This is a genomic window from Streptomyces sp. NPDC028907 (assembly GCF_055564995.1).
The window spans coordinates 230,524-252,974 of record NZ_JBVHVE010000003.1 but is presented as its reverse complement, the minus strand read 5'-3'; the positions used below and the strand labels follow the sequence as shown (position 1 = coordinate 252,974).

At 72.1% G+C, this 22,451-nt stretch carries 21 protein-coding genes; 14 read left to right on the top strand and 7 right to left on the bottom strand.

From position 1 onward, the window contains the following. Positions 1–34 precede the first annotated feature (34 nt). Positions 35–2,632, top strand: a complete 2,598-nt coding sequence (gene clpB, locus ACZ4UU_RS10120; protein ID WP_468038295.1) for an ATP-dependent chaperone ClpB — start codon at positions 35–37, stop codon at positions 2,630–2,632. 35 nt (positions 2,633–2,667) lie between these two features. On the opposite strand, the gene ACZ4UU_RS10115 is transcribed toward clpB, so the two are convergent. Beyond that, positions 2,668–2,802, bottom strand: a complete 135-nt coding sequence (locus ACZ4UU_RS10115; RefSeq protein WP_468038293.1) for a hypothetical protein — start codon at positions 2,800–2,802, stop codon at positions 2,668–2,670. 148 nt (positions 2,803–2,950) lie between these two features. Between ACZ4UU_RS10115 and ACZ4UU_RS10110 the strand changes: the two genes are divergently transcribed. After that, a complete protein-coding gene (locus tag ACZ4UU_RS10110; protein ID WP_062723971.1) occupies positions 2,951–3,478 on the top strand; it encodes a YbjN domain-containing protein in 528 nt (175 codons plus the stop codon). 77 nt (positions 3,479–3,555) lie between these two features. On the opposite strand, the gene ACZ4UU_RS10105 is transcribed toward ACZ4UU_RS10110, so the two are convergent. After that, a complete protein-coding gene (locus tag ACZ4UU_RS10105) occupies positions 3,556–4,746 on the bottom strand; it encodes a pyridoxal phosphate-dependent aminotransferase (protein ID WP_468038291.1) in 1,191 nt (396 codons plus the stop codon). A gap of 140 nt (positions 4,747–4,886) precedes the next feature. Between ACZ4UU_RS10105 and ACZ4UU_RS10100 the strand changes: the two genes are divergently transcribed. From ACZ4UU_RS10100 to ACZ4UU_RS10085, 4 genes are all read left to right on the top strand, one after another. After that, a complete protein-coding gene (locus ACZ4UU_RS10100; protein ID WP_468038289.1) occupies positions 4,887–5,165 on the top strand; it encodes a hypothetical protein in 279 nt (92 codons plus the stop codon). Positions 5,166–5,511: 346 nt separating this feature from the next. Further along, positions 5,512–6,060, top strand: coding sequence for a DUF2617 family protein (locus ACZ4UU_RS10095; protein ID WP_468038287.1), 549 nt, complete (start codon positions 5,512–5,514; stop codon positions 6,058–6,060). A 75-nt stretch (positions 6,061–6,135) separates the two neighbouring features. After that, positions 6,136–7,794 (top strand): polyamine aminopropyltransferase, encoded by a 1,659-nt coding sequence (locus ACZ4UU_RS10090; protein ID WP_468038285.1) that lies wholly within the window; start codon positions 6,136–6,138, stop codon positions 7,792–7,794. Between the two features lie 130 nt (positions 7,795–7,924). After that, positions 7,925–8,749, top strand: a complete 825-nt coding sequence (locus ACZ4UU_RS10085) for an SRPBCC domain-containing protein (protein WP_468038283.1) — start codon at positions 7,925–7,927, stop codon at positions 8,747–8,749. Positions 8,750–8,947: 198 nt separating this feature from the next. Here the strand turns inward: ACZ4UU_RS10085 and ACZ4UU_RS10080 are convergent, their stop codons facing one another. The 4 genes from ACZ4UU_RS10080 to ACZ4UU_RS10065 form a co-directional block, all read right to left on the bottom strand. After that, positions 8,948–10,438: an MFS transporter gene (locus ACZ4UU_RS10080; RefSeq protein WP_468038281.1), complete on the bottom strand. Its 1,491-nt coding sequence runs from the start codon at positions 10,436–10,438 to the stop codon at positions 8,948–8,950. Between the two features lie 84 nt (positions 10,439–10,522). Beyond that, the gene (gene fbaA / locus ACZ4UU_RS10075; RefSeq protein WP_468038279.1) at positions 10,523–11,545 is read right to left on the bottom strand and encodes a class II fructose-bisphosphate aldolase; all 1,023 of its coding nucleotides are present in this window, start codon (positions 11,543–11,545) and stop codon (positions 10,523–10,525) included. A gap of 412 nt (positions 11,546–11,957) precedes the next feature. Beyond that, positions 11,958–12,506 carry an orotate phosphoribosyltransferase gene (gene pyrE / locus ACZ4UU_RS10070; protein ID WP_468038277.1) on the bottom strand — a complete coding sequence of 183 codons (549 nt, stop codon included), beginning with the start codon at positions 12,504–12,506 and terminating at the stop codon, positions 11,958–11,960. Positions 12,507–12,516: 10 nt separating this feature from the next. Then, positions 12,517–13,314: an aldose epimerase family protein gene (locus ACZ4UU_RS10065; RefSeq protein WP_468038275.1), complete on the bottom strand. Its 798-nt coding sequence runs from the start codon at positions 13,312–13,314 to the stop codon at positions 12,517–12,519. 216 nt (positions 13,315–13,530) lie between these two features. Between ACZ4UU_RS10065 and ACZ4UU_RS10060 the strand changes: the two genes are divergently transcribed. The 3 genes from ACZ4UU_RS10060 to kynU all read left to right on the top strand — a co-directional run bounded on the left by ACZ4UU_RS10060 (position 13,531) and on the right by kynU (position 16,153). Further along, entirely contained in the window at positions 13,531–13,944 is a 414-nt protein-coding gene (locus ACZ4UU_RS10060; protein ID WP_468038273.1) for a DUF3151 domain-containing protein, read from the top strand. Between the two features lie 150 nt (positions 13,945–14,094). Then, positions 14,095–14,922 carry a tryptophan 2,3-dioxygenase family protein gene (locus ACZ4UU_RS10055; RefSeq protein WP_468038271.1) on the top strand — a complete coding sequence of 276 codons (828 nt, stop codon included), beginning with the start codon at positions 14,095–14,097 and terminating at the stop codon, positions 14,920–14,922. A gap of 19 nt (positions 14,923–14,941) precedes the next feature. Continuing rightward, positions 14,942–16,153 (top strand): kynureninase, encoded by a 1,212-nt coding sequence (gene kynU / locus ACZ4UU_RS10050; protein WP_468039176.1) that lies wholly within the window; start codon positions 14,942–14,944, stop codon positions 16,151–16,153. Between the two features lie 34 nt (positions 16,154–16,187). Here kynU and ACZ4UU_RS10045 read toward each other — a convergent pair whose 3' ends face one another. After that, positions 16,188–16,790: a TetR/AcrR family transcriptional regulator gene (locus ACZ4UU_RS10045; RefSeq protein ID WP_468038269.1), complete on the bottom strand. Its 603-nt coding sequence runs from the start codon at positions 16,788–16,790 to the stop codon at positions 16,188–16,190. A gap of 209 nt (positions 16,791–16,999) precedes the next feature. Here ACZ4UU_RS10045 and ACZ4UU_RS10040 point away from each other — a divergent pair, with 209 nt between their 5' ends. The 5 genes from ACZ4UU_RS10040 (at position 17,000) to ACZ4UU_RS10020 (ending at position 22,413) form a co-directional block, all read left to right on the top strand. Continuing rightward, entirely contained in the window at positions 17,000–17,911 is a 912-nt protein-coding gene (locus tag ACZ4UU_RS10040; RefSeq protein ID WP_468038267.1) for an alpha/beta hydrolase, read from the top strand. 239 nt (positions 17,912–18,150) lie between these two features. Then, positions 18,151–19,164: an alpha/beta hydrolase gene (locus ACZ4UU_RS10035; RefSeq protein WP_468038265.1), complete on the top strand. Its 1,014-nt coding sequence runs from the start codon at positions 18,151–18,153 to the stop codon at positions 19,162–19,164. Continuing rightward, on the top strand, positions 19,157–20,383 hold the full coding sequence (locus ACZ4UU_RS10030) for an acyltransferase family protein (protein ID WP_468038263.1): 1,227 nt from the start codon (positions 19,157–19,159) through the stop codon (positions 20,381–20,383). Before ACZ4UU_RS10035 ends, ACZ4UU_RS10030 begins: the two co-directional genes overlap by 8 nt. After that, a complete protein-coding gene (locus ACZ4UU_RS10025) occupies positions 20,376–21,722 on the top strand; it encodes a sensor histidine kinase (protein WP_468038261.1) in 1,347 nt (448 codons plus the stop codon). Before ACZ4UU_RS10030 ends, ACZ4UU_RS10025 begins: the two co-directional genes overlap by 8 nt. 16 nt (positions 21,723–21,738) lie before the next feature. Next, on the top strand, positions 21,739–22,413 hold the full coding sequence (locus ACZ4UU_RS10020; protein WP_468038259.1) for a response regulator: 675 nt from the start codon (positions 21,739–21,741) through the stop codon (positions 22,411–22,413). Positions 22,414–22,451: the final 38 nt, after the last annotated feature.

The following is a 22,451-nucleotide window of genomic DNA, read 5'->3' as shown; positions in this document are numbered from 1 at the left end:
TGGGAGAGGCTGACGCCAGGAGGAGAACGGACACGTGGACGCCGAGCTGACCAACAGGAGCCGGGACGCGATCAACGCGGCCAGCAACCGGGCCCTGACCGAGGGCCACGCGGACCTCACCCCCGCCCATCTGCTCCTCGCTCTGCTCCAGGGGCAGGACAACGAGAACGTCATCGATCTGCTGGCCGCCGTCGACGCCGACCAGGCCTCCATCCGGGCCGGTGCCGAGAAGGCACTCGCCGCGCTGCCCAGCGTGACCGGGTCCACCGTCGCGCCCCCGCAGCCCAACCGCGAGCTGCTCGCGGTGATCGCGGACGCCCAGGCGCGGGCCAAGGAGCTCGGGGACGAATACCTCTCCACCGAGCACCTGCTCATCGGCACCGCCGCCAAGGGCGGACGCGCCGGAGAGGTGCTTGCCCAGCAGGGGGCCACCCCGAAGAAGCTGCTGGAGGCCTTCCAGAAGGCGCGCGGCGCACGCCGGGTGACCACCGCCGACCCCGAGGGGCAGTACAAGGCGCTGGAGAAGTTCGGGACGGACCTCACCGCCGCCGCCCGGGAAGGGCGACTCGACCCTGTCATCGGGCGGGACCAGGAGATCCGGCGGGTCGTGCAGGTGCTCAGCCGCCGTACCAAGAACAATCCCGTCCTCATCGGCGAGCCCGGCGTGGGCAAGACCGCCGTCGTGGAAGGGCTGGCGCAGCGGATCGTCAAGGGGGACGTGCCCGAGTCCCTCAAGGACAAGCGGCTCGTCGCACTCGACCTGGGCGCCATGGTCGCCGGCGCCAAGTACCGGGGTGAGTTCGAGGAGCGGCTGAAGACCGTGCTCGCGGAGATCAAGGACTCCGACGGGCAGATCATCACCTTCATCGACGAGCTGCACACCGTGGTCGGGGCCGGGGCCGGCGGTGATTCCGCCATGGACGCCGGGAACATGCTCAAGCCGATGCTCGCGCGCGGCGAGCTGCGCATGGTCGGCGCCACCACCCTCGACGAGTACCGCGAGCGGATCGAGAAGGACCCCGCCCTGGAGCGGCGCTTCCAGCAGGTCCTCGTCGCCGAGCCCACGGTGGAGGACACCATCGCCATCCTCCGCGGGCTCAAGGGGCGTTACGAGGCCCACCACAAGGTGCAGATCGCCGACAGCGCGCTGGTGGCCGCCGCCACCCTCTCCGACCGGTACATCACCTCCCGGTTCCTGCCCGACAAGGCCATCGACCTCGTCGACGAGGCCGCCTCCCGCCTTCGGATGGAGATCGACTCCTCCCCCGTCGAGATCGACGAACTCCAGCGGTCGGTCGACCGGCTGAAGATGGAGGAGCTGGCCATCGGCAAGGAGACCGACCCGGCCTCCCGCGAGCGCCTGGAGAAGCTGCGCCGCGACCTCGCCGACAAGGAGGAGGAGCTGCGGGGCCTGACCGCCCGCTGGGAGAAGGAGAAGGAGTCCCTCAACCGCGTCGGTGAGCTGAAGGAACGGCTCGACGAGGTGCGCGGCCAGGCCGAACGCGCCCAGCGCGACGGCGACTTCGACACCGCCAGCAAGCTGCTCTACGGCGAGATCCCCACCCTGGAGCGCGACCTGGAGGCCGCCTCGCAGGCCGAGGAGGAGGCCGCCAAGGACACCATGGTCAAGGAGGAGGTCGGCTCCGACGACATCGCCGACACCGTCGCCGCCTGGACCGGCATCCCCGCGGGACGCCTGCTGGAGGGCGAGACGCAGAAGCTGCTGCGCATGGAGGACGAGCTGGGCAGGCGGCTGATCGGCCAGACGGAGGCGGTGCAGGCCGTGTCCGACGCCGTACGCCGCACCCGCGCCGGCATCGCCGACCCGGACCGCCCGACCGGCTCCTTCCTCTTCCTCGGCCCGACCGGCGTCGGCAAGACCGAACTCGCCAAGGCCCTCGCCGACTTCCTCTTCGACGACGAGCGGGCGATGGTCCGCATCGACATGTCCGAGTACGGCGAGAAGCACACCGTGGCCCGGCTGGTCGGCGCGCCCCCCGGATATGTCGGCTACGAGGAGGGCGGCCAGCTGACGGAAGCCGTGCGCAGGCGGCCGTACAGCGTGGTGCTCCTCGACGAGGTGGAGAAGGCGCACCCCGAGGTCTTCGACATCCTGCTCCAGGTGCTGGACGACGGGCGGCTGACGGACGGTCAGGGCCGTACCGTCGACTTCCGCAACGCCATCCTGGTGCTGACGTCCAACCTGGGCAGCCAGTTCCTGGTCGACCCGGTCACGAGCGAGGCGGAGAAGAAGGAACAGGTGCTGGAGGTGGTCCGCACCTCCTTCAAGCCGGAGTTCCTCAACCGGCTCGACGACCTGGTCGTCTTCTCGGCCCTCAGCAAGGACGAGCTCAGCCGGATCGCCCGGCTCCAGATCGACCGGCTCGCGGGGCGCCTCGCGGAGCGGCGTCTCACCCTGGAGGTCACCGACGAGGCCCTGGCCTGGCTCGCGGACGAGGGCAACGACCCGGCCTACGGCGCCCGCCCCCTGCGCCGCCTCGTCCAGACCGCCATCGGCGACCGGCTGGCCAAGGAGATCCTCTCCGGCGAGGTCAAGGACGGCGACACGGTCCGGGTGGACGCGTTCGGGGACGGTCTGATCGTGGGGCCGGCGAGCGGGAAGACGCTGTGATCCGGGGTACCCGGCGTTGAGCGGGCGGGCCGGTGTCAGTTCTGGAGCTGGTCGAGCGGCGTCGCGTCCGCCCACAGCGTGATCACGACCACGACGAACCAGATGGCGACCCCCAGGCACACCAGCCACAGGCCCCACAGCAGCCACCGCAGTTCTCTTCTCATCCGCATGTCGCGATCCTGCCGCGCGCCGGTCATGGCACCGTCATCCGCAGGTGACCGGATCGTGTCAGCCCAGGGCTGACAGGGCCGACGGGGGTTGCCACCCCCCACCCCGCATGGGGGAGGATGACTGAATCCGTACGAAGGGAAAATCACGGTGACCATCGACCCGTCCTCGATTCCGAACTTCGGGGGCCAGCAGCCGCAGCCGCAACAGCCGGCCGGCCCCGTCGTCCCGGATCAGGACCTCGTGAAGCAGCTCCTGGACCAGATGGAGCTGAAGTACGTCGTCGACGACGAGGGTGACCTCGCGGCGCCGTGGGAGCAGTTCCGTACGTACTTCATGTTCCGCGGCGAGGGCGACCAGCAGGTCTTCTCGGTGCGGACGTTCTACGACCGGCCCCACAAGATCGACGAGAAGCCCCTGCTTCTGGAGTCGATCGACGACTGGAACCGCCGGACCCTGTGGCCCAAGGTCTACAGCCACACGCACGACGACGGCACCGTCCGCCTGATCGGCGAGGCGCAGATGCTGATCGGCACCGGCGTGAGCCTGGAGCACTTCGTCTCGTCGACGGTCAGCTGGGTGCGGGCCGCCATCGAGTTCGACAAGTGGCTCGTCGAGCAGCTCGGTCTGGAGCAGGAGATCAACGAGGCGGACAAGCCCGAGGAAGACGACGAGTAGGGCGGCGCACCAGCCGCGACCGGACAGGGCCGTTTGTCCACAGCCTGTGGACAAACGGCCCTGTCCTGTCCGCGGGCTCAGCCCGCCAGGGACTTGAGCCGCTTCACCGCCTCCTGAAGGACCTCCGTCCGCTTGCAGAACGCGAACCGTACGAACGGCGCCCCCGCGTCCCGGTGGTCGTAGAAGACCGCGTTGGGGATGGCGACCACCCCGGCCCGCTCCGGCAGCGCACGGCAGAAGGCGAAACCGTCGCTCTCGCCGAGGGGACGGATGTCGGTGGTGATGAAGTAGGTGCCCGCGGACCGGAAGACCTCGAAGCCCGCCTCCGTCAGACCCGCCGCCAGCAGGTCACGCTTGGCCAGCATGTCCTTCCGGAAGGCCGTGAAGTAGCTGTCGGGCAGGGCGAGCGCCTCGGCGACCGCGTACTGGAACGGCCCCGACGAGACGTACGTCAGGAACTGCTTCGCCGACCGCACCGCCGTGACCAGGCCGGACGCCGCGGTCACCCAGCCGACCTTCCAGCCGGTGAACGAGAACGTCTTGCCCGCCGACCCGATCGTCACCGTCCGCTCCCGCATCCCCGGGAAGCCGGCCAGCGGCAGATGCTCGGCGTCGTCGAAGACCAGGTGCTCGTACACCTCGTCGGTCACGACCAGCAGATCCCGCTCGACGGCCAGCTCGGCGATCGCGGCCAGCTCCGCACGGGTGAGGACGGTGCCGGTCGGGTTGTGCGGGGTGTTGATCAGCAGCAGCCGGGTGCGGTCGGTGACGGCGTCGCGCAGCTCGTCGAGGTCCAGCCGGAAGCTCCCCTCGTGCGGACGCAGTGTGACCGGCACGCGCGTGCCGCCCGCCATGGCGATGCAGGCCGCGTAGGAGTCGTAGTACGGCTCGAGGGCGATGACCTCGTCGCCCGGCTCCAGCAGCGCCAGCAGGGTCGCCGCGATGGCCTCGGTGGCACCCGCGGTGACCAGGACCTCGGTGTCGACGTCGTACGCCAGCCCGTAGCGCCGCTCCTGGTGCGCGGCGATCGCGGCACGCAGCTCGGGGACGCCGGGCCCCGGCGGGTACTGGTTGCCGCGCCCGTCCCGCAGCGCCCGCACGGCCGCCTCACGGACCTCCTGGGGCCCGTCGGTGTCGGGGAAGCCCTGCCCCAGGTTGATGGAGCCGGTGCTCAGGGCCAGCGCGGACATCTCGGCGAAGATCGTCGTCCCGAACTCGGCGAGACGGCGGTTGAGCAGGGGGCGGGAGGTGGAGGTCATGCCGGTCATCCTGCGCCCAAGCTCTGGAGTTCCTCAACTCTGCTTTGGGCCTTGAGACGGGCGGGCATCTGACTGCCACGCACCGAGCGGGAGGCGCCCACGGGGGGACGCCTCGGGCCGCTTCGGGGGAACGGAAGGAGGCTGACGCCATGGCCACAGTCATCGTGGGGGCGCTGGTCGCAGTTTTGTTCGTCGTGATCGTCGTGTCCGTCGCGCGCCGCAGCGGAGGTCCGGCCCACCGCTCGCACCGCGGCCGGGCGCACTCGTACGACAGCGGGGGAGCCGCCGCCGACGGCAGCTGGTGGGCCGGCGGGGGAGACAGCGGCTCGGGTGGCTCGTCCTGCGGGAGCAGCTCGTCCTGCGGAGGCGGGTCGTCCTGCGGGGGCGGGGGCGGGGGCGGGGGCGGATGCGGTGGCGGAGGCAGCTGACACGGGGCAGCTGAGCTCCCCGAGCAGGGGGAACCGCATCCGGACGGAGCGGGGCCGGTACCTGGGACCGGCCCCGCTTTGTGCGCCCCGGCGCACGCCGGAGTTGAACAGTTGAGCTGATAAGCCCTCTGAGGGATGGAAAGCCTACGAACTTGGGTAAAAACGCTGTGGCGGCGCCACAGTTCATGATTCAGTGAAATTCACCAACGCAGCCCCTCGGAGTCCCGCGGACACCCCTTCTGACCGGCCGACCGGGCTGACCGGGCCGTCCCTCCCGGTGTCGGCCGGGTCCGCCGCCGGAGCCCGACACCTTCCTCCTTTCTTTGCGTGCTTGCGGAGCCGACCCATGCTCACGACCCTGAACACCGCCTATACCGACACGCGCGCGGCCGACCTCGCCTGGGCCCTGGGGCGGGAACCGCTGCCCTCGCTGGCCACGCTCGACCTCGAACTGACCGGCACGAAGCTCCAGTTGAGACTGCTCGGCGCGTCCCACCAGGTGCTCCTGGAGGAGGAGCGCGGCATCTGTTCGGAGACGGTGGCCTGTATGCCCGGCAGCAGCACGCCGCTGCCGCTCGGGGTGGCCAAGCGGGTGGGCGACTGGGAGTACGAGTTCGCGGCCCGCGTGGAGATGCTGTCGCCCGGTCAGTTCGCGGGACGCGCACAGGAGTTGCTGGCCCTCGTCGCCGACCACCCGCACGGCCTCGCCGGAGTCTTCCCCGGCAGCCCGCACGCCTTCACCGCGATGCTCGCCCAGCACCACGAGGGACAGGTGCACTGGCGGACCTGGCACGCCTACCCGCAGGACGGGCAGTTGGTGGCCACGCGGACCAGGGTGGGAGTACGCGCGGTCGCGGCCGGGCCACGGCGCCGGGCGGGATCTCTGCGGTCCTGACGCAAACGTCCCCCGCGGCAACACCACACGTGTGGGTGACCCAGCGTGCCGCAGGCGTAACGTACCGTCGGCAACGTGATCGAACCGCACGCGCCCGCCCCGCCCGGTGCCCCGCCACCCTGGGCCGGCCCCGCGCGGCTCCCGGTCCGGCCGGGCACGGGACGGTTCCTGGTCCTCGCGGGCGTCTTCGTCTGCGCCGCCTGCGGACTCGTCTACGAACTCGAACTCGTCGCCCTGGCCGCGTACTTGATCGGCGACTCGGTCACCCAGGCCTCCGTCGTGCTGTCCGTCATGGTCTTCGCGATGGGCATCGGCTCCCTCGTCGCCAAGCGGCTGCGCCCCTACGCGGCGGCCGGATTCGGCGCCATCGAAGCCGTACTCGCGCTGGTCGGCGGATGCAGCGCGCTCGCCCTGTACGCCGTCTTCGCCTGGACCGGCGACTGGGGCGGCCTGTGGGCCAACGGCCCCCGCTGTCTCCTGGTCGCCTTCTCCCTCACCATCGGCCTGCTGATCGGCGCCGAGATCCCGCTGCTGATGGAGCTGATCCAGCGCATCCGGCGCCAGGACGCGGGCGGCGCGGTGGCCGACCTGTTCGCCGCGGACTACGTCGGCGCCCTCGTCGGCGGCCTCGCCTTCCCCTTCCTGCTCCTGCCCCTGCTGGGCCAGTTGACCTCGGCCCTGATCACCGGCGCCGTCAACGCGGTCGCCGGGGGCGCGCTCGTCCTCGGCCTGTTCCGGCGCGACCTCACCCGCCGCGCCCGCTGGCTCCTGGTGATCGCCAACATCACCGTCCTCGGCGTCCTCGCCTCGGCCGCCGTCCTCGTCGACGACTTCGAGCGCGCGGCCCGGCAGGCCGTGTACGGCAGGGACGTACGCGTGGCGCTCCAGACGGACCTCCAGGAGGTCGTCATCACCGGCGGCACCCACGGCCGCCCCCTCGACCTCTTCCTCGACGGCCGCCTACGGGTCAGCGGCCGCGACGAACGCCGCTACCACGAGGCGCTGGTCCACCCCGCGATGAGCGGCGAGCACACCCGTGTCCTGATCCTCGGCGGCGGCGACGGACTGGCGCTGCGCGAGGTCTTGCGCCACCCCGGGGTGCACCGCGTCGACGTCGTCGAGGTCGACCCCGAGGTGGTGCGCCTCGCCCGCCGGGACCCTCCCCTGTCCGCCCTCAACGGCCACGCCTACGACGACTACCGCGTCCACGTCATGACGGGCGACGCCTTCCAGTGGCTGCGCGCGGCACCGCGGGCGACGTACGACGTCGTCCTCTCCGATCTGCCCGACCCGGGCATCACGGCCAGCACCAAGCTGTACTCGCAGGAGTTCTACGGCCTCGCCCGCCGCGCCCTGACCCCGACCGGCCGCCTCGCCGTGCACGCGGGGCCGGTCTCCTCCCGGCCCCGCGTCTTCTGGACCGTCGACACGACCCTGTGCGCCGCGGGCCTGCGAACCGCCCGGTACAGCGTCAGAGGCACCGGCACCGGCGGGGGCGTCTTCACGGCGGGGCCCGACCGCTCGGCGGGGCCGACGCGGCCGCCGGACGACTGGGGGTTCATCCTGGCGAGCCGGGGAGAGCGGCCGGCGCTGCGGCTCGGTGCGGGGGAGGGGGCGCCGCGGTTGGGGACGCTGACGCGGGCGGGGTTGGCGGCGGGTGCGCGGGCGGCGGAGGGGACACGGGTCGGGGGGCTCGCGGCATCGACGCTCGTGCACCCGCGGTACTCCGGGTAGCGGGATGCGGGATGCGGGCCAGCGGGGTCGGCGGTCGGGGCCGGGAGCATACGCCCGCGGGGACGGTGCCCGGTGAGAATCCCCGGATGTTCGGGTGCGCTTCTCGCCATGCTGGGTAGGCTCGGGCCTCATGGAGCATGAGGTGTTCGTTCCGGTTGCGGCCGAGCGGCTCAGGGAGGTGCTGGCCGATCCCGTACGGGTCGCCCGGGCCGTCCCCGGGCTCCAGCAGGACGCCGGTGCCGAGCCCGTCGCCGGGCGGCTGAAGGTGCGGGTCGGTGGTCACACCATCACCTATCGGGGCACCGCTCGGGTGTCCGCGCGGGAGGACGGGTCGTACGCCGTCGAGGGCGACGCGACCGAGGCGCGCGGTACCGGGTCGGTGAAGCTCGCGCTCACGGTGTGGGTGCGGGAGGCCGAGGGGGGCTCGGGGGCCACGGTGCGGTTCGAGGGGGCGGCCTCCGCGGACGGGAGGGTCGCGGAGTTCTCGGCCGACGCGGTCTCGGCGGCTGTGGGGCGGCTGCTGAACCGGTTCGGGGAGCAGTTGGGGGTTGTGGCGGATCAGGGGCGGGACGTTGACGCCGAGGACGGGAGTCCTGCCGACGGGACTGCCGAGGAGGCTGTCGACGAGACCGCTGACCAGGGCTTGGCGCCGGGGGAGTTCGAGACTCGGGTCACCAGTGACTTCGAGACGACGCCGGATGCGGAGGATGCGGCGGTGCCTGTGGATGCCGCTGACGGTGAGCCTCCCGTTGCCGAGGCGGCTCATGCTCGGCGGACGATGATCGGGCGGAGTGCGGAGGAAGTGGACCATGCGCCGCCGCGGGGGCGGTATGCGCCGGTTCCCGCGCCGCAGACGGTTGTGCCGAGTTCGACGTTGCGGTGGGCCGCGCCGGCGGCCGCGGTGGTGTTGGCCTCGGCGATCGTGGTGAGTCGGGTGCTGCGGCGGCGGCGGTGAGATTCTCGCCCCCGCCGCCCCTACCCGTCCCGTCCCTGGGGGCTGCGCCCCCAGACCCCCGCCATCGGCCCTTCGGGCCTCGTCCTCAAACGCCGGACGGGCTGAACAACCCAGCCCCTCCGGCGTTTGAGGAGCGGGGTCTGGGGCGGAGCCCCAGAAGGATGGGACGGGTAGGGGCGGCGGGGGCGAGGAAACTGGTCATCCGGGCCCGTCGCCCTCAACCGTCAACCGCCCCCTGCTCCGCACCCCCTCCAACGGCGGCGCCGTGACCGACCCGTGGTGGAGGCACTCCGGCTTGCGGCAGTCCGGCGGGAGGGGACGTACCGTCGCGAAGGCGACCACGGCGCCGATCACGAGGGTCCCCGCACACCACACCATCGCCTGCCCGAACGAGTCGTCGAAGGCGGCCGGCGAGCGATACGCCTCCTCCCCCATCCCGGCGAGCAACGGCAGCGCGGCCACCGCGACCAGCCCCGCAGCCCGCGCCGCCGCGTTGTTGACACCGCTGGCCAGCCCCGCACGGGCGGTGTCGACGGAGGCCAGGACGGTGGCTGTCAGAGGAGCCACCAGGGTGACCATGCCGAGCCCGAGGACGAGCAGGGCGGGAAGGACGTCGAGGAGGTACGAGGCGTCCGGGCCGACCCGCAGCATCAGCAGCATTCCGGCCGCACACAGCAGGGGCCCCACCGTCAGCGGGATCCGGGGACCGATCCGGTCGGCGAGGGCACCCGAGCGGGCCGAGAACAGCAGCATCAGGGCGGTGGTCGGCAGCAGGGCCGTACCGGCGCCGAGCGCGGTGTAGCCGACGACGACCTGGAGCTGGAGGGCGGCGAGGAAGAAGAAGCCGCCGAAGGCCGCGTAGACGCAGAGGGTGACGAGGTTGACCGCCGTGAACTGGCGGGACCTGAAGATGTCCAGCGGCATCATCGGGTCCGGACGGTGGCGCTCGACGTACACGAAGGCGACCCCGGCCGCCACACCCCCCACCGCGGTGAGGGCCACGACCAGCGAGCCCGACCGGGCCTCGATCAGCGCGTAGGTCACCAGGGCCAGGGACAGCGCGCCGAGGGCAGCGCCGAGCACGTCGAAGCGGGCGGCGTGGGCGCGGCCGTCCCCCGACTCCGGGACGTGCCGTACGGCGACCGGCACGCAGACCAGCGCCACCGGGACGTTGAGCAGGAACACCCAGCGCCAGCCGGGCCCGTCCACCAGCCAGCCGCCCAGGAACGGGCCGACCGCGGCGCCGATGCCTCCGAAACCCGACCACAGGCCGACGGCCCGCGCCCGGTCGTCGGGGTGGAAGGACGCCTGGATCAGCGCCAGCGAGCCCGGCGTGAGGAGCGCCCCGCCGATGCCCTGGAGCGCCCTGGCCGCGATGAGGACCCCGGCGTTCGGGGCGATCCCGCACAGCAGTGAGGCCACGGCGAACCACACCACGCCCACCACGAAGATCCGACGCCGCCCGTACCGGTCCCCCAGCGAACCGCCGAGCAGGATCAGCCCGGCCAGCGTGAGCATGTACGCGTTGACCGTCCACTGGAGCGCCGCGAGGTCGGCGTCCAGGTCCTCGCCGATACGCGGGAGGGCGACGTTGACGACGGTCGAGTCCAGCATCGCCATGCTGGAACCGAGGACGGTGGTGAGCAGGATCCATCTGCCCTGCGATGAGGCCAGCCGGACGTCGGGCATGACCCAGGTATACAACGAGCCCGGCGCCGTGGGCAGGCGCCGGGCTCGGAAGTCCCCGACAGGTCCCGGGAGAGACCCGGAGAACTACTTGATCTTCGTACCCGTGGAACGCAGGTGGCCGCAGGCCTCCGTCACACGCGCGGCCATGCTCGCCTCGGCGAGCTTGCCCCAGGTCCGCGGGTCGTAGGTCTTCTTGTTGCCGACCTCGCCGTCGACCTTGAGGACACCGTCGTAGTTCTGGAACATGTGGGCCGCCACCGGACGCGTGAAGGCGTACTGGGTGTCGGTGTCGATGTTCATCTTGACGACGCCGTTGTCCAGCGCGGTCGCGATCTCCTCGGCGGTGGAGCCGGAGCCGCCGTGGAAGACGAAGTCGAACGGGGACGCCTTGCCGTACTTGGCGGCGACGCCCTCGTTCAGCTCCTTCAGCAGCTCGGGGCGGAGCACGACGTTGCCCGGCTTGTAGACGCCGTGGACGTTGCCGAAGGAGGCGGCCAGCAGGTAGCGGCCCTTCTCGCCGAGGCCGAGGGCCTCGACGGTGCGGAAGGCGTCGTCGACGGTCGTGTACAGCGAGTCGTTGATCTCGTGCGAGACGCCGTCCTCCTCGCCACCGGTCGGGGTGATCTCGACCTCAAGGATGATCTTCGCCGCGCGGGCGCGCTCCAGCAGCTCCTGCGCGATGGAGAGGTTGTCGGCGAGGGTCTCGGCCGAGCCGTCCCACATGTGCGACTGGAAGAGGGGGTTCTCACCGCGCGCGACCCGCTCCTCGGACACGGCGAGCAGGGGCCGCACATACCCGTCGAGCTTGTCCTTCGGGCAGTGGTCCGTGTGCAGGGCGACGGTGATGTCGTACTTCTTGGCGACGATGTGCGCGAACTCGGCCAGGGCGACCGCGCCGGTGACCATGTCCTTGCTGTGCTGACCGCCGAGGAACTCCGCACCACCCGTGGAGATCTGGATGATGCCGTCGCTCTCCGCCTCCGCGAAGCCGCGCAGGGCCGCGTGCAGGGTCTGGGAGGAGGTCACGTTGATGGCCGGGTAGGCGAACTTGCCTGCCTTCGCCCGGTCGAGCATCTCGTTGTAGACCTCAGGAGTTGCGATAGCCAAGACGACAGTCCTCTCGTGCGGGATCCGCGGGCCTGGAGAGCCACTGCGCCGTGGCTTGTTCGGCCTTCTGCATGCGCCGCTAAGGCTACCCCTGCCTCGGAGAGGTGACAGCGCCCAAAAGTCCCCTCTTCCGCTCATCTGTCCGCTCATGATCGCCAGGCTGACGGAGGTGGAGCCGAGCGCACTGCCACAGCGGCCGCAGACAGACATCCCCGTGAGGAAGTGCTTCGAGACCCGCTGCCGTCCCGTCGTCGTCCTCGACGGCTTCGCCCTTGCACGTGTAGATGCCCGCGAACGTGACCGGGGTCACGTGCGATGATCCCGTCGAAGTCGTCGACGTGCCGTGTCAGCCGGGTGCCGAGCTGAGGACGTTTGAACGGGGAGTGCCCTGTCGCTTCCCAGCCCGCCTGCTTCAGTCGAGCCCGAGCTCGTCCTTGGAGTACGCGAACAGGTATGGCACCCCCGCGCCCTCCTGGATCTTCTCGGCGGCGCCGGTGGCCCGGTCGACGATCGTCGCCACGCCGACGACCTCGGCGCCCGCCTCGCGCACGGCCTCGACGGCGGCGAGCGGCGAACCCCCGGTGGTGGAGGTGTCCTCGACGACGAGCACCCGCCGCCCCGCGATGTCCGGCCCCTCGACCCGGCGCTGGAGCCCGTGCGCCTTGGCGGCCTTGCGCACCACGAAGGCGTCCAGCCGCTTCCCGCGCGCGGCGGCGGCGTGCAGCATCGCGGCGGCGACGGGGTCGGCGCCCATGGTGAGCCCGCCCACCGCGTCGAACTCCAGCTCGGCCGTCAGATCGAGCAGCACCTGCCCGACGAGCGGGGCGGCCTCCCCGTCGAGGGTGATACGCCGAAGGTCGACGTAGTAATCGGCCTCCAGACCCGACGACAGGGTCACCTTGCCGTGCACCACGGCCTTGTCCTTGATCTGCTGCAACAGCTCGCCACGTACGTCAGTCATGCCGCCCAGCTTAGAGGCGCCGCCAGCTCCAGACGGTCGTGGCCTCCAGCGGCTCCAGGGGTGTGACCAGGCGAGGCAGGCTGTTCAGGCCGTTGGGCGGTCCGGTCTGCGGCTCGACGCACACGGCGGCCTCCTGCTCGTCGTACACGACCACCCACTCCTCCCGGCTGCTCACCTTGAGCTCCAACTGCCCCGGCCAGGTGAGCGTGACGTCGACCCCGTCCGGCATCCCGAAACAGTCGTCCCAGGGCCCGGGAAGCGGCTCGATCCGCTCGCCGGTGGGGAGGTGGTCCTCCCCCCGCTCCTCCTGCCAACCGGGCGTGAAGTCGAGCCGGACGTCCTGCGCCCCCTCCCCACCGAGATTCCGGTTGAACCAGGGGTGCCAGCCGATCTGCGCCGGAAAGGACGTCTCGTACGTCTCGACGGACATGGTGAGGCTGAGACTGTCCTCCGTGAGCCGCACGACCTGCGTGACCCGGCCGGCGTAGGGCCACGGCTCGACCAGGTCGTACGTGATGACGGCCTCGTCACCGACGGCCCGGGCGACCTTCCAGACACCGTCCCGCACCGTGCCGTGGATGGCGTGCGGCGGCGCGTTCAGCGGCATCTGCCGTACGACGGCCCCGTCCAGGAACCGCCCGTCCCGAATCCGCCCACACCAGGGAACCATCGGAAAACACCCGAACCGTTCCCCCTGCCGCAACAACTCCCGCCCCGCGACCCGAAGCCCCCCGACCCGCCCACCGTTCCCCGGCAGCACGTCCACCTCCGCGTCACCCGCGGTCAGCGTGATGTGTTCGTTACTCACGGGACGACCCTACTGGGACGATCAAGAGGGCGATTCCTTCAAGGGGGCCGATTCCCTCCCGCCCCAGGCGTTTTCAGTCCGTCCGGCGTTTGAGGACGAGGCCCGCGGGGCCGAAGCGGGGGTCTGGGGGCGCAGCCCCCAGGGACGGGACGGGTAGGGGCGGCGGGGGCGAGAGGCTGTGCGCGGGGCCCGGGGCTATGGCCCACACTTGAACCCATGGCCATTCACGAAAACCTCCTCGGGGGCCCGCCCCCGACCCACCTCCCCGACGACCCGGAGCCGCGCGAGCTCCTCGCCGGCGGCACGGCCCCCGCGGACGTCGCCGCGAAGTACCCCACCTCCTCCCTGGCCTGGGCCCAGCTGGCCGACGAGGCGTTCGAGCGGGGCAGCGTCGTGGAGTCGTACGCATACGCCCGCACGGGCTACCACCGCGGCCTGGACACCCTGCGCCGCAGCGGCTGGAAGGGCCACGGCCCGGTCCCCTGGGAGCACGAGCCGAACCGCGGCTTCCTGCGCGCCCTGCACGCCCTCGCCCGCGCCGCCGGCTCCATCGGCGAGCAGGAGGAGTACGAGCGCTGCACGCAGTTCCTGAAGGACTCCTCGCCGACGGCGGCCCAGACCCTGGGCTAGGGCGCGACAGCCCCACGTGAGGCCCGCCATGTGACCCGGGCGGGCCTTGCGATGCGGGGGGAGATACCTGAGGATGCCGGGTGGGGACCGGGGCCCCTTTGTCGATAACGGCAGGGCGGACCGCTACCCGGAGTTACACAGGAGACAGCAATGTCCCACCCTCAGGAGATCGAGACTCCCAATCTCGACTTCGCCGGCACGACGCCGTACGAGGACTACGTCAAGGCGGACGTGCTCACCCACCTCCAGCACACCCTCTCCGACGACCCCGGAGAGATGGTCTTCCTGGTCACGACCCAGGTGATGGAGCTGTGGTTCACGGTCATCGTCCATGAATGGGAGACCGCGGCGCGGGCGCTGCGCGAGGACCGGCCCGGCGTGGCGATCGACGCCCTGAAGCGTTCCGTACGGGAACTGGACGCCCTGAACGCCTCCTGGAAGCCCCTCGGCCAGCTCACGCCGGCCCAGTTCAACGCGTACCGCAGCGCCCTCGGCGAGGGCTCCGGCTTCCAGTCCGCGATGTACCGCCGGATGGAGTTCCTGCTCGCCGAGAAGTCCGCGTCCATGCTGGTCCCGCATCGCGGCGCCCCGCGTGTCCACGCGGAACTGGAGAAGGCCCTGCACGAGCCCAGCCTCTACGACGAGGTGCTGCGCTTCCTCGCCCGGCGCGGCTGCCCGATCCCGCAGAGCGTGCTGACGCGCGACGTGTCCCAGCGGTACGAGCCGTCTGACGCGGTCGAGGCCGTGTGGACGGACATCTACTCCGGTGACCAGAACTCCGAACTGACCCGCCTCGGCGAGGCGTTGACCGACGTGGCCGAACTGGTCTGGCGCTGGCGCAACGACCACCTGGTCGCCACCCGGCGCGCGATGGGCGCCAAGTCCGGCACGGGCGGCTCGGCCGGGGTGGCCTGGCTGGAGAAGCGGGCTCGGAAGAACGTCTTCCCGGAGCTGTGGACGGCGAGGTCCCATGTCTGAGCAGGCTGAACTCGCCACGATGACCGAACTCGTCCTGAAGGCCGAGAAGCTGGACGGGGCCGACGAACTCGCCGCCCAGCGCGCCCAGTTCGTGCTCGACGAAGTCGTCTACCTCGACGGCAACTCGCTCGGCGCCCTGCCGGTGAACGTGCCGGGGCGGGTCGAGGACGTCGTGCTGCGGCAGTGGGGCCGGCTGCGCATCCGCTCCTGGGACGAGAGCGGCTGGTGGACCGCGCCCGAGCGGATCGGCGACCGGATCGCCCCGCTGGTCGGCGCGGCGCCGGGCCAGATCGTGGTCGGGGACTCGACAAGTGTCAATGTTTTCAAGGCACTTGTGGCGGCCGTCCGGATGGCCGAATCCGTGGAGTCCTCCGGTCCCGGCCGGGACGAGATCCTCGTCGACGCGACCACCTTCCCCACGGACGGGTACATCGCCGAGTCGGCGGCGCGCATGACCGGCCGCACGCTGCGCCCCGTGACGCCCGCGGAGGTGCCGGCCGCGCTGAGCGACCGTACGGCCGCCGTCCTGCTGAACCACGTCGACTACCGCACCGGCCGGCTGCACGACCTGCCCTCTCTGACGGCCGCCGTGCACGCGGCGGGGGCGTACGCCGTCTGGGATCTCTGCCACAGCGCGGGCGCGCTGCCGGTCGGCCTGGACGAGCACGGGGTCGACCTGGCGGTCGGCTGCACGTACAAGTACCTGAACGGCGGGCCGGGTTCACCGGCGTACCTGTACGTACGCAGGGACCTCCAGGACCGCTTCGACTCCCCGCTGCCCGGCTGGAACTCCCACGCCGACCCCTTCGGCATGCGCGGCGACTTCACCCCGGCGGACGGCGCGCTGCGCGGTCGCGTCGGCACGCCGGACATCCTCTCCATGCTGGCCCTGGAGGCCGCGCTGGATGTCTGGGACGGCGTGTCCGTCGAGGCGGTGCGGGCCAAGTCGCTCGCGCTGACGGACTTCTTCCTGGAGTGCGTCGCGTCCTATGTCCCCGAGGGGGGCGTGGAGTCGGTGACTCCGGTGCCCCACGAGGAGCGCGGCAGCCAGGTGGCGCTGCGGTGCGAGGGCGCCGGGGACGTGATGAAGGCGCTCGTCGAACGGGGCGTGGTCGGCGACTTCCGCCACCCTGACGTGCTGCGCTTCGGTTTCACGCCGCTGTACGTCGGGTTCGCGGACGTGGAGCGGGCGGCGCGGGTGCTGGCGCAAGTACTGGCCCAGGTGCCGTAGCCCTGATGCCGCCGCCGTGGCGACGGGCGCCGCGTCAACCGACGTACGCCCCCGCCACGGCAGCCGCGTGCGCGGCCCGCGCGGCGCGCTCCGCGGCGGGGGCGTCGGGGACCACTCCGGTCGTCAGCAACTGGTAGTAGAGGGGGGCCGACACCGCCCGTACGACCTCCTCGGCGTCCGTCCCGACGGGCAACTCGCCCCGCGCGACGCCCTGTTCGACGCACGGCGCCCATTCCGCCACCCGCACCTCGTAGAACCGGCGGAGCGCCTGCGCGGTACGTTCGTCGCAGGTCGCCGCGGCGATGACGGCGCGGAACAGGGCGCCCTGGCGGGGGTCCGCCAGCGTCCGTCGCACCAGTGCGGCGTTGGCCCGCAGGTCCCCCAGGACGGACCCGGTCTCCTCGCGCGGCAGCGACTGTTCGGCCATGTCGGCGAGCAGGTCGGCGACCAGCCCGGTCACCGAGCCCCAGCGCCGGTACACGGTCGTCTTGCCGACCTCGGCGCGGCGGGCGACTTCGGCGAGGTCGAGGCCGTCGAAACCCTGTTCCACCAGGATGTCCCCGGCTGTCCGCAGCACGGCCGCACGGACACGCGCGGTACGCCCTCCGGGACGTACGGTGCCGGGTTCGGCGGACATATCGGCCTCCTTGGTGCGGGACGGGCTGCGGGGCGTGCCGCGCTGCCAGCGTAACGAAACAGTAGAACCGTTTGTCCCTCACCCAGCGTGACATCCGCGTGTCCACGCACGTCACCCGCCTGATACCGTCCCCGCCAACGGCCGAATTCCCACCTGGTCCGCCACCCCCGCTTCCGTCCAAAACCGTTTCGTCGCTGAGAGGTTGGAGCATGCCGGACGACGTCGCAGCAGCCCGGGCCGCCGCCGAGGAGGAGTCCGTCTTCTCGCACCCGCCCGTCGACCCCGACGCCATCGTCACCTACGGTGACCACCCCGACCAGGTGATCGACTTCTACGCCCCGCGCGGCGAGGCCGTTCCCGGTGTCCCGGCCCCGCTGGTCGTCGTCCTGCACGGCGGGGCTTGGCGGGCGCCCTACGACCGGCGGCATGTCACGCCGTTCGCGGACTTCCTCGCGCGGAGGGGGTTCGCGGTGGCCAACGTGGAGTACCGGCGGGGGGCGGAGGCCGGGGACGGCGCGGGCGGTGCCGGTCGTGCGGGTGGTGTCGACGGCGGGCCGGTCGCCGGGCGCTGGCCGGACACCTTCGACGACGTCGCCGCCGCGCTGGATGCGCTGCCCGCGCTCGTACGGGAGGCGCTCCCGCAGACCGACCCGCGCCGCACCGTCCTCACCGGCCACTCCGCCGGCGGCCACCTGGCCCTCTGGGCCGCGGCCCGCCATGTCCTGCCCGCCGACTCCTCCTGGCGCACCGACCGCCCCGCGCCACTGCGCGGCGTGGTGGCCCTGGCCCCGATCGCCGACTTCACGGTCGCCGACAAGCTGGACGTCTGCGGGGGAGCGGCGCGTCAACTACTGGGCGGGGTAGTGGAGTTCGCCGAGCGACAGCCCTACGCCGACCCGGCGCTCCTGCTCCCGACCGGCATCGCGACGACCCTCGTCCAGGGCCGCACGGACAACGTCGTCCCGCAGGCGGTCGCCGAGTCCTACGCGGACGCGGCGGCGAAGGCGGGGGAGGTCGTCGGACTGACACTGCTGGAGGACGTCGGCCACTTCCCGCTGATCGATCCGGCGGCGGACGCGTGCGCGGTGGTGGTGGAGGAGATCGCGCAGCTGGCGTGGTGAGAGGGTGGGTGCGGGGCGACGGTGGGTGTGACGGCGGCGGTCGGTGCGAGGCGGCGGTGGGTGTGGGGGCCGTCCCGCAGCACGGGGCCACCCGGAAGGCGCAGGCCCCTTCATACCCGTAATACCTGAGAGCTACGTCGCAGGTGAGCTCCTTGGCGTGACGCGGACGACCGAGGCTGATCCGTAACTTCCCATCCAGACAAGCCCGATGGCCGGGCGGACTGGGAGGGAAGTCGACCATGGGGCGCACTGCGGAAGCGGCCGAGGCGAAGGCGTCGGACAAGGGCCGCCGCACCCACAGACTGCGGCGGGCCATCCTCGCCACCCTGATCACCGGTGCCGTGGTCGTCCCGTTGTCCGGTGCCACGCGTCCCGAGATACCCGCCCCGGCCCCGGCCGCCCTGGTCACCTCGGTGACGGCGGCGACACTGGACGAGACGTACGCCGCCAATCGCGCCAACGCCGCCGAGGCGTCCCGTATGGCCGCGGCCCACGGTGACCGTGAACGCGCCGCCGCGGACCGTGCGATGGCCGACCCGGCCCGGCACTTCCTCTCCTTCGACGGCCGTGGCGCCGGCCTGGCGACGGAGGTCTTCGGCGACCTGGCGCGGGCCGACCGTGTCGCGGTGCTGGTTCCGGGCTCCGACACCTCCATCGACACGTACGACCGTTTCCGCGACGCCGCCCGCGCCCTGCACGAGCGGCTCACCCGGCAGGCCCCGGGGGGCACGCGCACCGCGGTGGTGGCCTGGCTCGGCTACGAGACACCGGCCACGGTCAGCACCACGGTCACGACACCGGGCCGAGCCGAGGAAGCGGCCCCGAAGCTCCGTGAGTTCGTACGGCAGCTGCGTGCCGTCACGGCCGACGAGGGGGCGCGCATCTCCCTCCTGTGCCACTCCTACGGCTCGGTGGTCTGCGGGCGCGCCGCCTCCCACCTCGCCGTGGACGACATCGCCCTGGTCGGCAGCCCCGGCACCGGCGCCGACACCGCCGCGGCCCTGCACACCCCGGCCCGCGTCTGGGCGGCTCGCGGCAGTGACGACTGGGTGGCGGAGGTCCCGCACATCAGGCTCGACCTGCTCGGCACGACGGTCGGATTCGGCACCGACCCGGTCTCCCCGTCCTTCGGCGCCCGCGTCTTCGCGGCGGGCGCGGGCGGTCACAGCGACTACTTCAGGCCGGGTTCGACATCGCTGGCCAACCTGACCCGCATCGTCCTCGGCGAAACCCCGGAGGCACCCCATGGCTGAGTCCACAGCGTCCCTGTCGTCCCTGTGGACGGGGGTCCGGCAGGGAGCCGCGCGCGTCGACGCCGCCACTCCCGCCGGACGGGACCGGGCCGTCGACGCCCTGCGTGCCTTCGCCATCCTCGGCGTGGTCCTCGGCCACTGGCTGGTCACGGCGCTGGTGGCGGACGGTGACGGAACCGGCCTGCACACCGCGAGCCCACTGCGGCACATGCCCTGGCTGGCCCCGATCTCCTGGGTCTTCCAGACGCTCGCCGTGTTCTTCCTGGTCGGCGGCCATGTCGCGACCCGCGGATACACCTCGGCCCGGGCGCGTGGGACGACGTACGCGCAGTGGCTGAGAGCCCGGCTGTCCCGCCTGTTCAAACCGGCGGCTGCCGTCCTCACCCTGTGGACAGCGGCGTCGGCTCTGCTGCTCCTGTCGGGCACGGACGTCGACACGATCCACACCCTGGCCGAACTGGCCCTGTCCCCCCTGTGGTTCCTGCTGGTCTTCGCGGCGCTGACGGCGGCGACGCCCCTCCTGCTCAGGCTCAACCCTCTGTGGCCCCTGGCAGTCGTCCTCCATGTGGACCTCCTGCGCTTCGCACTGGGCGCCCCCGCCTGGCTCGGCTGGGTGAACCTGGCGGCCGGCTGGCTGGTGCCGTACACCCTGGGCGCGGCCTGGACCCGGGGCGAGCTGGAGCGGCGTCGCGCGGGCTGGATCCTGCTGACGGGCGGCGCGGCGGCGACCGCCGCCCTGGTCGCCTGGGCGGGCTATCCGGCGTCGATGGTCGGCGTCCCCGGCGCGGTCCTCTCCAACCTCAACCCGCCGACACTGGCCGCCGTGGCCTTCGGCGTGGCCCAGTGCGGCCTCGCCCTGCTGCTGCGCGAACCCCTGCGCCGTGCGATGAGCCGTCCCCTGGCCTGGGCGGCGGTGGCCCTGCTCAACCTCTCCGCGATGACGATCTTCCTCTGGCACCAGACGGCCCTGATGGCCACCACGGCCACGCTCCTGCCGACGGGCCACCTCCCCGGCCTGCACACCGCCCCCGACAACCTGGGCTGGGTGGCGGCCCGGCTGGCCCGGCTGCCGCTGTTCACCCTGGTCCTGGCCCTGTGCTGGGCGGCGTTCCGGGTCCACGAACAGGGTCCTCGCCGTTCGACCGGCCGCCGGTCCAGGATCGTCCGGTCCCGGCCGTCCGCTCGCGGCAGTGACATGAAGGAACACCACCATGCCTAGGGTTGGCCATGTGACGGAGACGGGGACCCAGCGCTCGTTCGCGAGCCGAGTGCGCCACTGGCTGCGCGTACTGCGCGACGACCTGTGGACCCGCAGGGCGGACCCGCTGCCCCGCTCCGAGCGGTTGCGGTGGCTGCCGCACGCCGTGCTGTGCCTGGCCGCGCTCGGCATCACCATCGGCGACACGGGACAGCTCCAGGACAACGGGCGGCTGGCCTTCGGACTGGCCTTCCCGATCGCGATCGCGCAGGGCGGAGCGGTGGTGCTCGCCCTGCGGCGGCCGATCCCGGCCTGGTGGCTGTCGCTCGCGGCCACCGTGGTCACGGCCCTCGTGGTGCGTCCACGGCTGCTGTCCGGTGACGCGCAGGACTTCACCTGGCCGTGGACGGCGGCCGGGCTCATCGCGCACCTGGTCGTGCTGCTGCTGCTCGCGCTCCGGGTGCCCGCCCGGGTGGCCGCCGAGGCGCTGGCCCTGTCCCTGCTGGCCACCTACGTCCTCCAGGGCCTGCTGGGCGCGCCGGGCAATGTGCGCACCGGGGTGCTCGCCTTCTGGCTGTTCACGATCGCCGTGGTGCTCGGCATGGCGCTGCGCGGTCGTAGGGAAGCCAAGGCCGAACTCGGCCGGCAGGCCACGATCACCGCCGAGGAGCGGGCCCGGCGCACCCTGCTGGAGGAGCGCGCCAACATCGCCCGCGAACTGCACGACGTGGTCGCCCACCACATGTCGGTGATCTCCATCCAGGCCCAGGTGGCCCCGCATCTGGTGGAGAACCCCTCCGAGGAGCTGAAGGAGAACCTCGCGGGCATCCGGCAGAACGCCCTGGACGCGCTCACCGAACTGCGCCATGTGCTGGGCGTCCTGCGCTCCGAGAGCCGCGAGGACCCCTACGGCCTCGGCCAGCCCGGCACCGGAGCCGCCCCCGACGCCCCCCAGCCCATGCTCGACCGGCTCGACGCCCTCATCGAGAACACCCGTGCCGCCGGACTGGACGTCGTCACCGACGTCAGCGGCGAGGCTCCCCCCTACCCCACGGGAGTGGAGCTGTCCGCGTACCGGATCGTCCAGGAGGCGCTCAGCAACGCCCTGCGGCACGCCCCGGGATCGGAAGTGCGCGTCGAGATCTCCCACGACTTCCACGGGCTGCGGCTGGGCGTCGTCAACTCCCGTCCACAACGGACCGTGCCGCCCTCCCCCGGTGCGGGACACGGTCTGCTGGGCATGCGCGAGCGAGCGACGATGCTGGGTGGCCGGCTCACCGCGGCCCCCACCGAGCAGGGCGGCTTCGCGGTCTCGGCCTTCCTCCCGCGGGGCGACACCCCGCCGACCGTCCACCCCTGACAGGAGAACCGACCCCATGACGAGCAGCCCCATCCGCGTACTCATCGCCGACGACCAGCAGATGGTCCGGCAGGGATTCACCGTGCTGCTCAACACCAAGCCCGACATCGACGTGGTCGGCCAGGCGGTCGACGGCCTGGACGCGGTCGAGAAGGTCGCCGAGCTCGCCCCCGACGTCGTGCTGATGGACATCCGCATGCCCGAGCTCGGCGGCATCGAGGCCACCCGCCGCATCACCACGGCGACACCGCAGATCAAGGTGCTGGTGCTGACCACCTTCGACCTCGACGAGTACGTGTACGAGGCGCTGCGGGCGGGCGCCTCGGGGTTTCTCCTGAAGGACGCCTCCGCCGACCAGCTGGCCGAGGCGGTCCGTGTCGTGGCGGCCGGCGACGCCCTCCTCGCGCCGGGCATCACCCGCCGCCTGATCACCGAGTTCTCCCGCCTGGACAAGCGGCCCCAGGCCCCGCTGAAGCAGCGGGTCGGTGAGCTGACCGAACGCGAGACTGAGGTGCTCGCGCTGATCGCGCAGGGCCTGTCGAACGCGGAGATCGCCGAGCGCCTGGTCGTGGCCGAGCAGACCGTGAAGACCCATGTGGGCCGGATCCTGGTGAAGCTGGGGCTGCGCGACCGGACGCAGGCGGCGGTGTTCGCGTTCGAGTCAGGTCTGGTGCGGCCCTCGGGACGCTGAGCGCGGGCACCGCCGTCCGGTTCCGGCCGTCACATCCG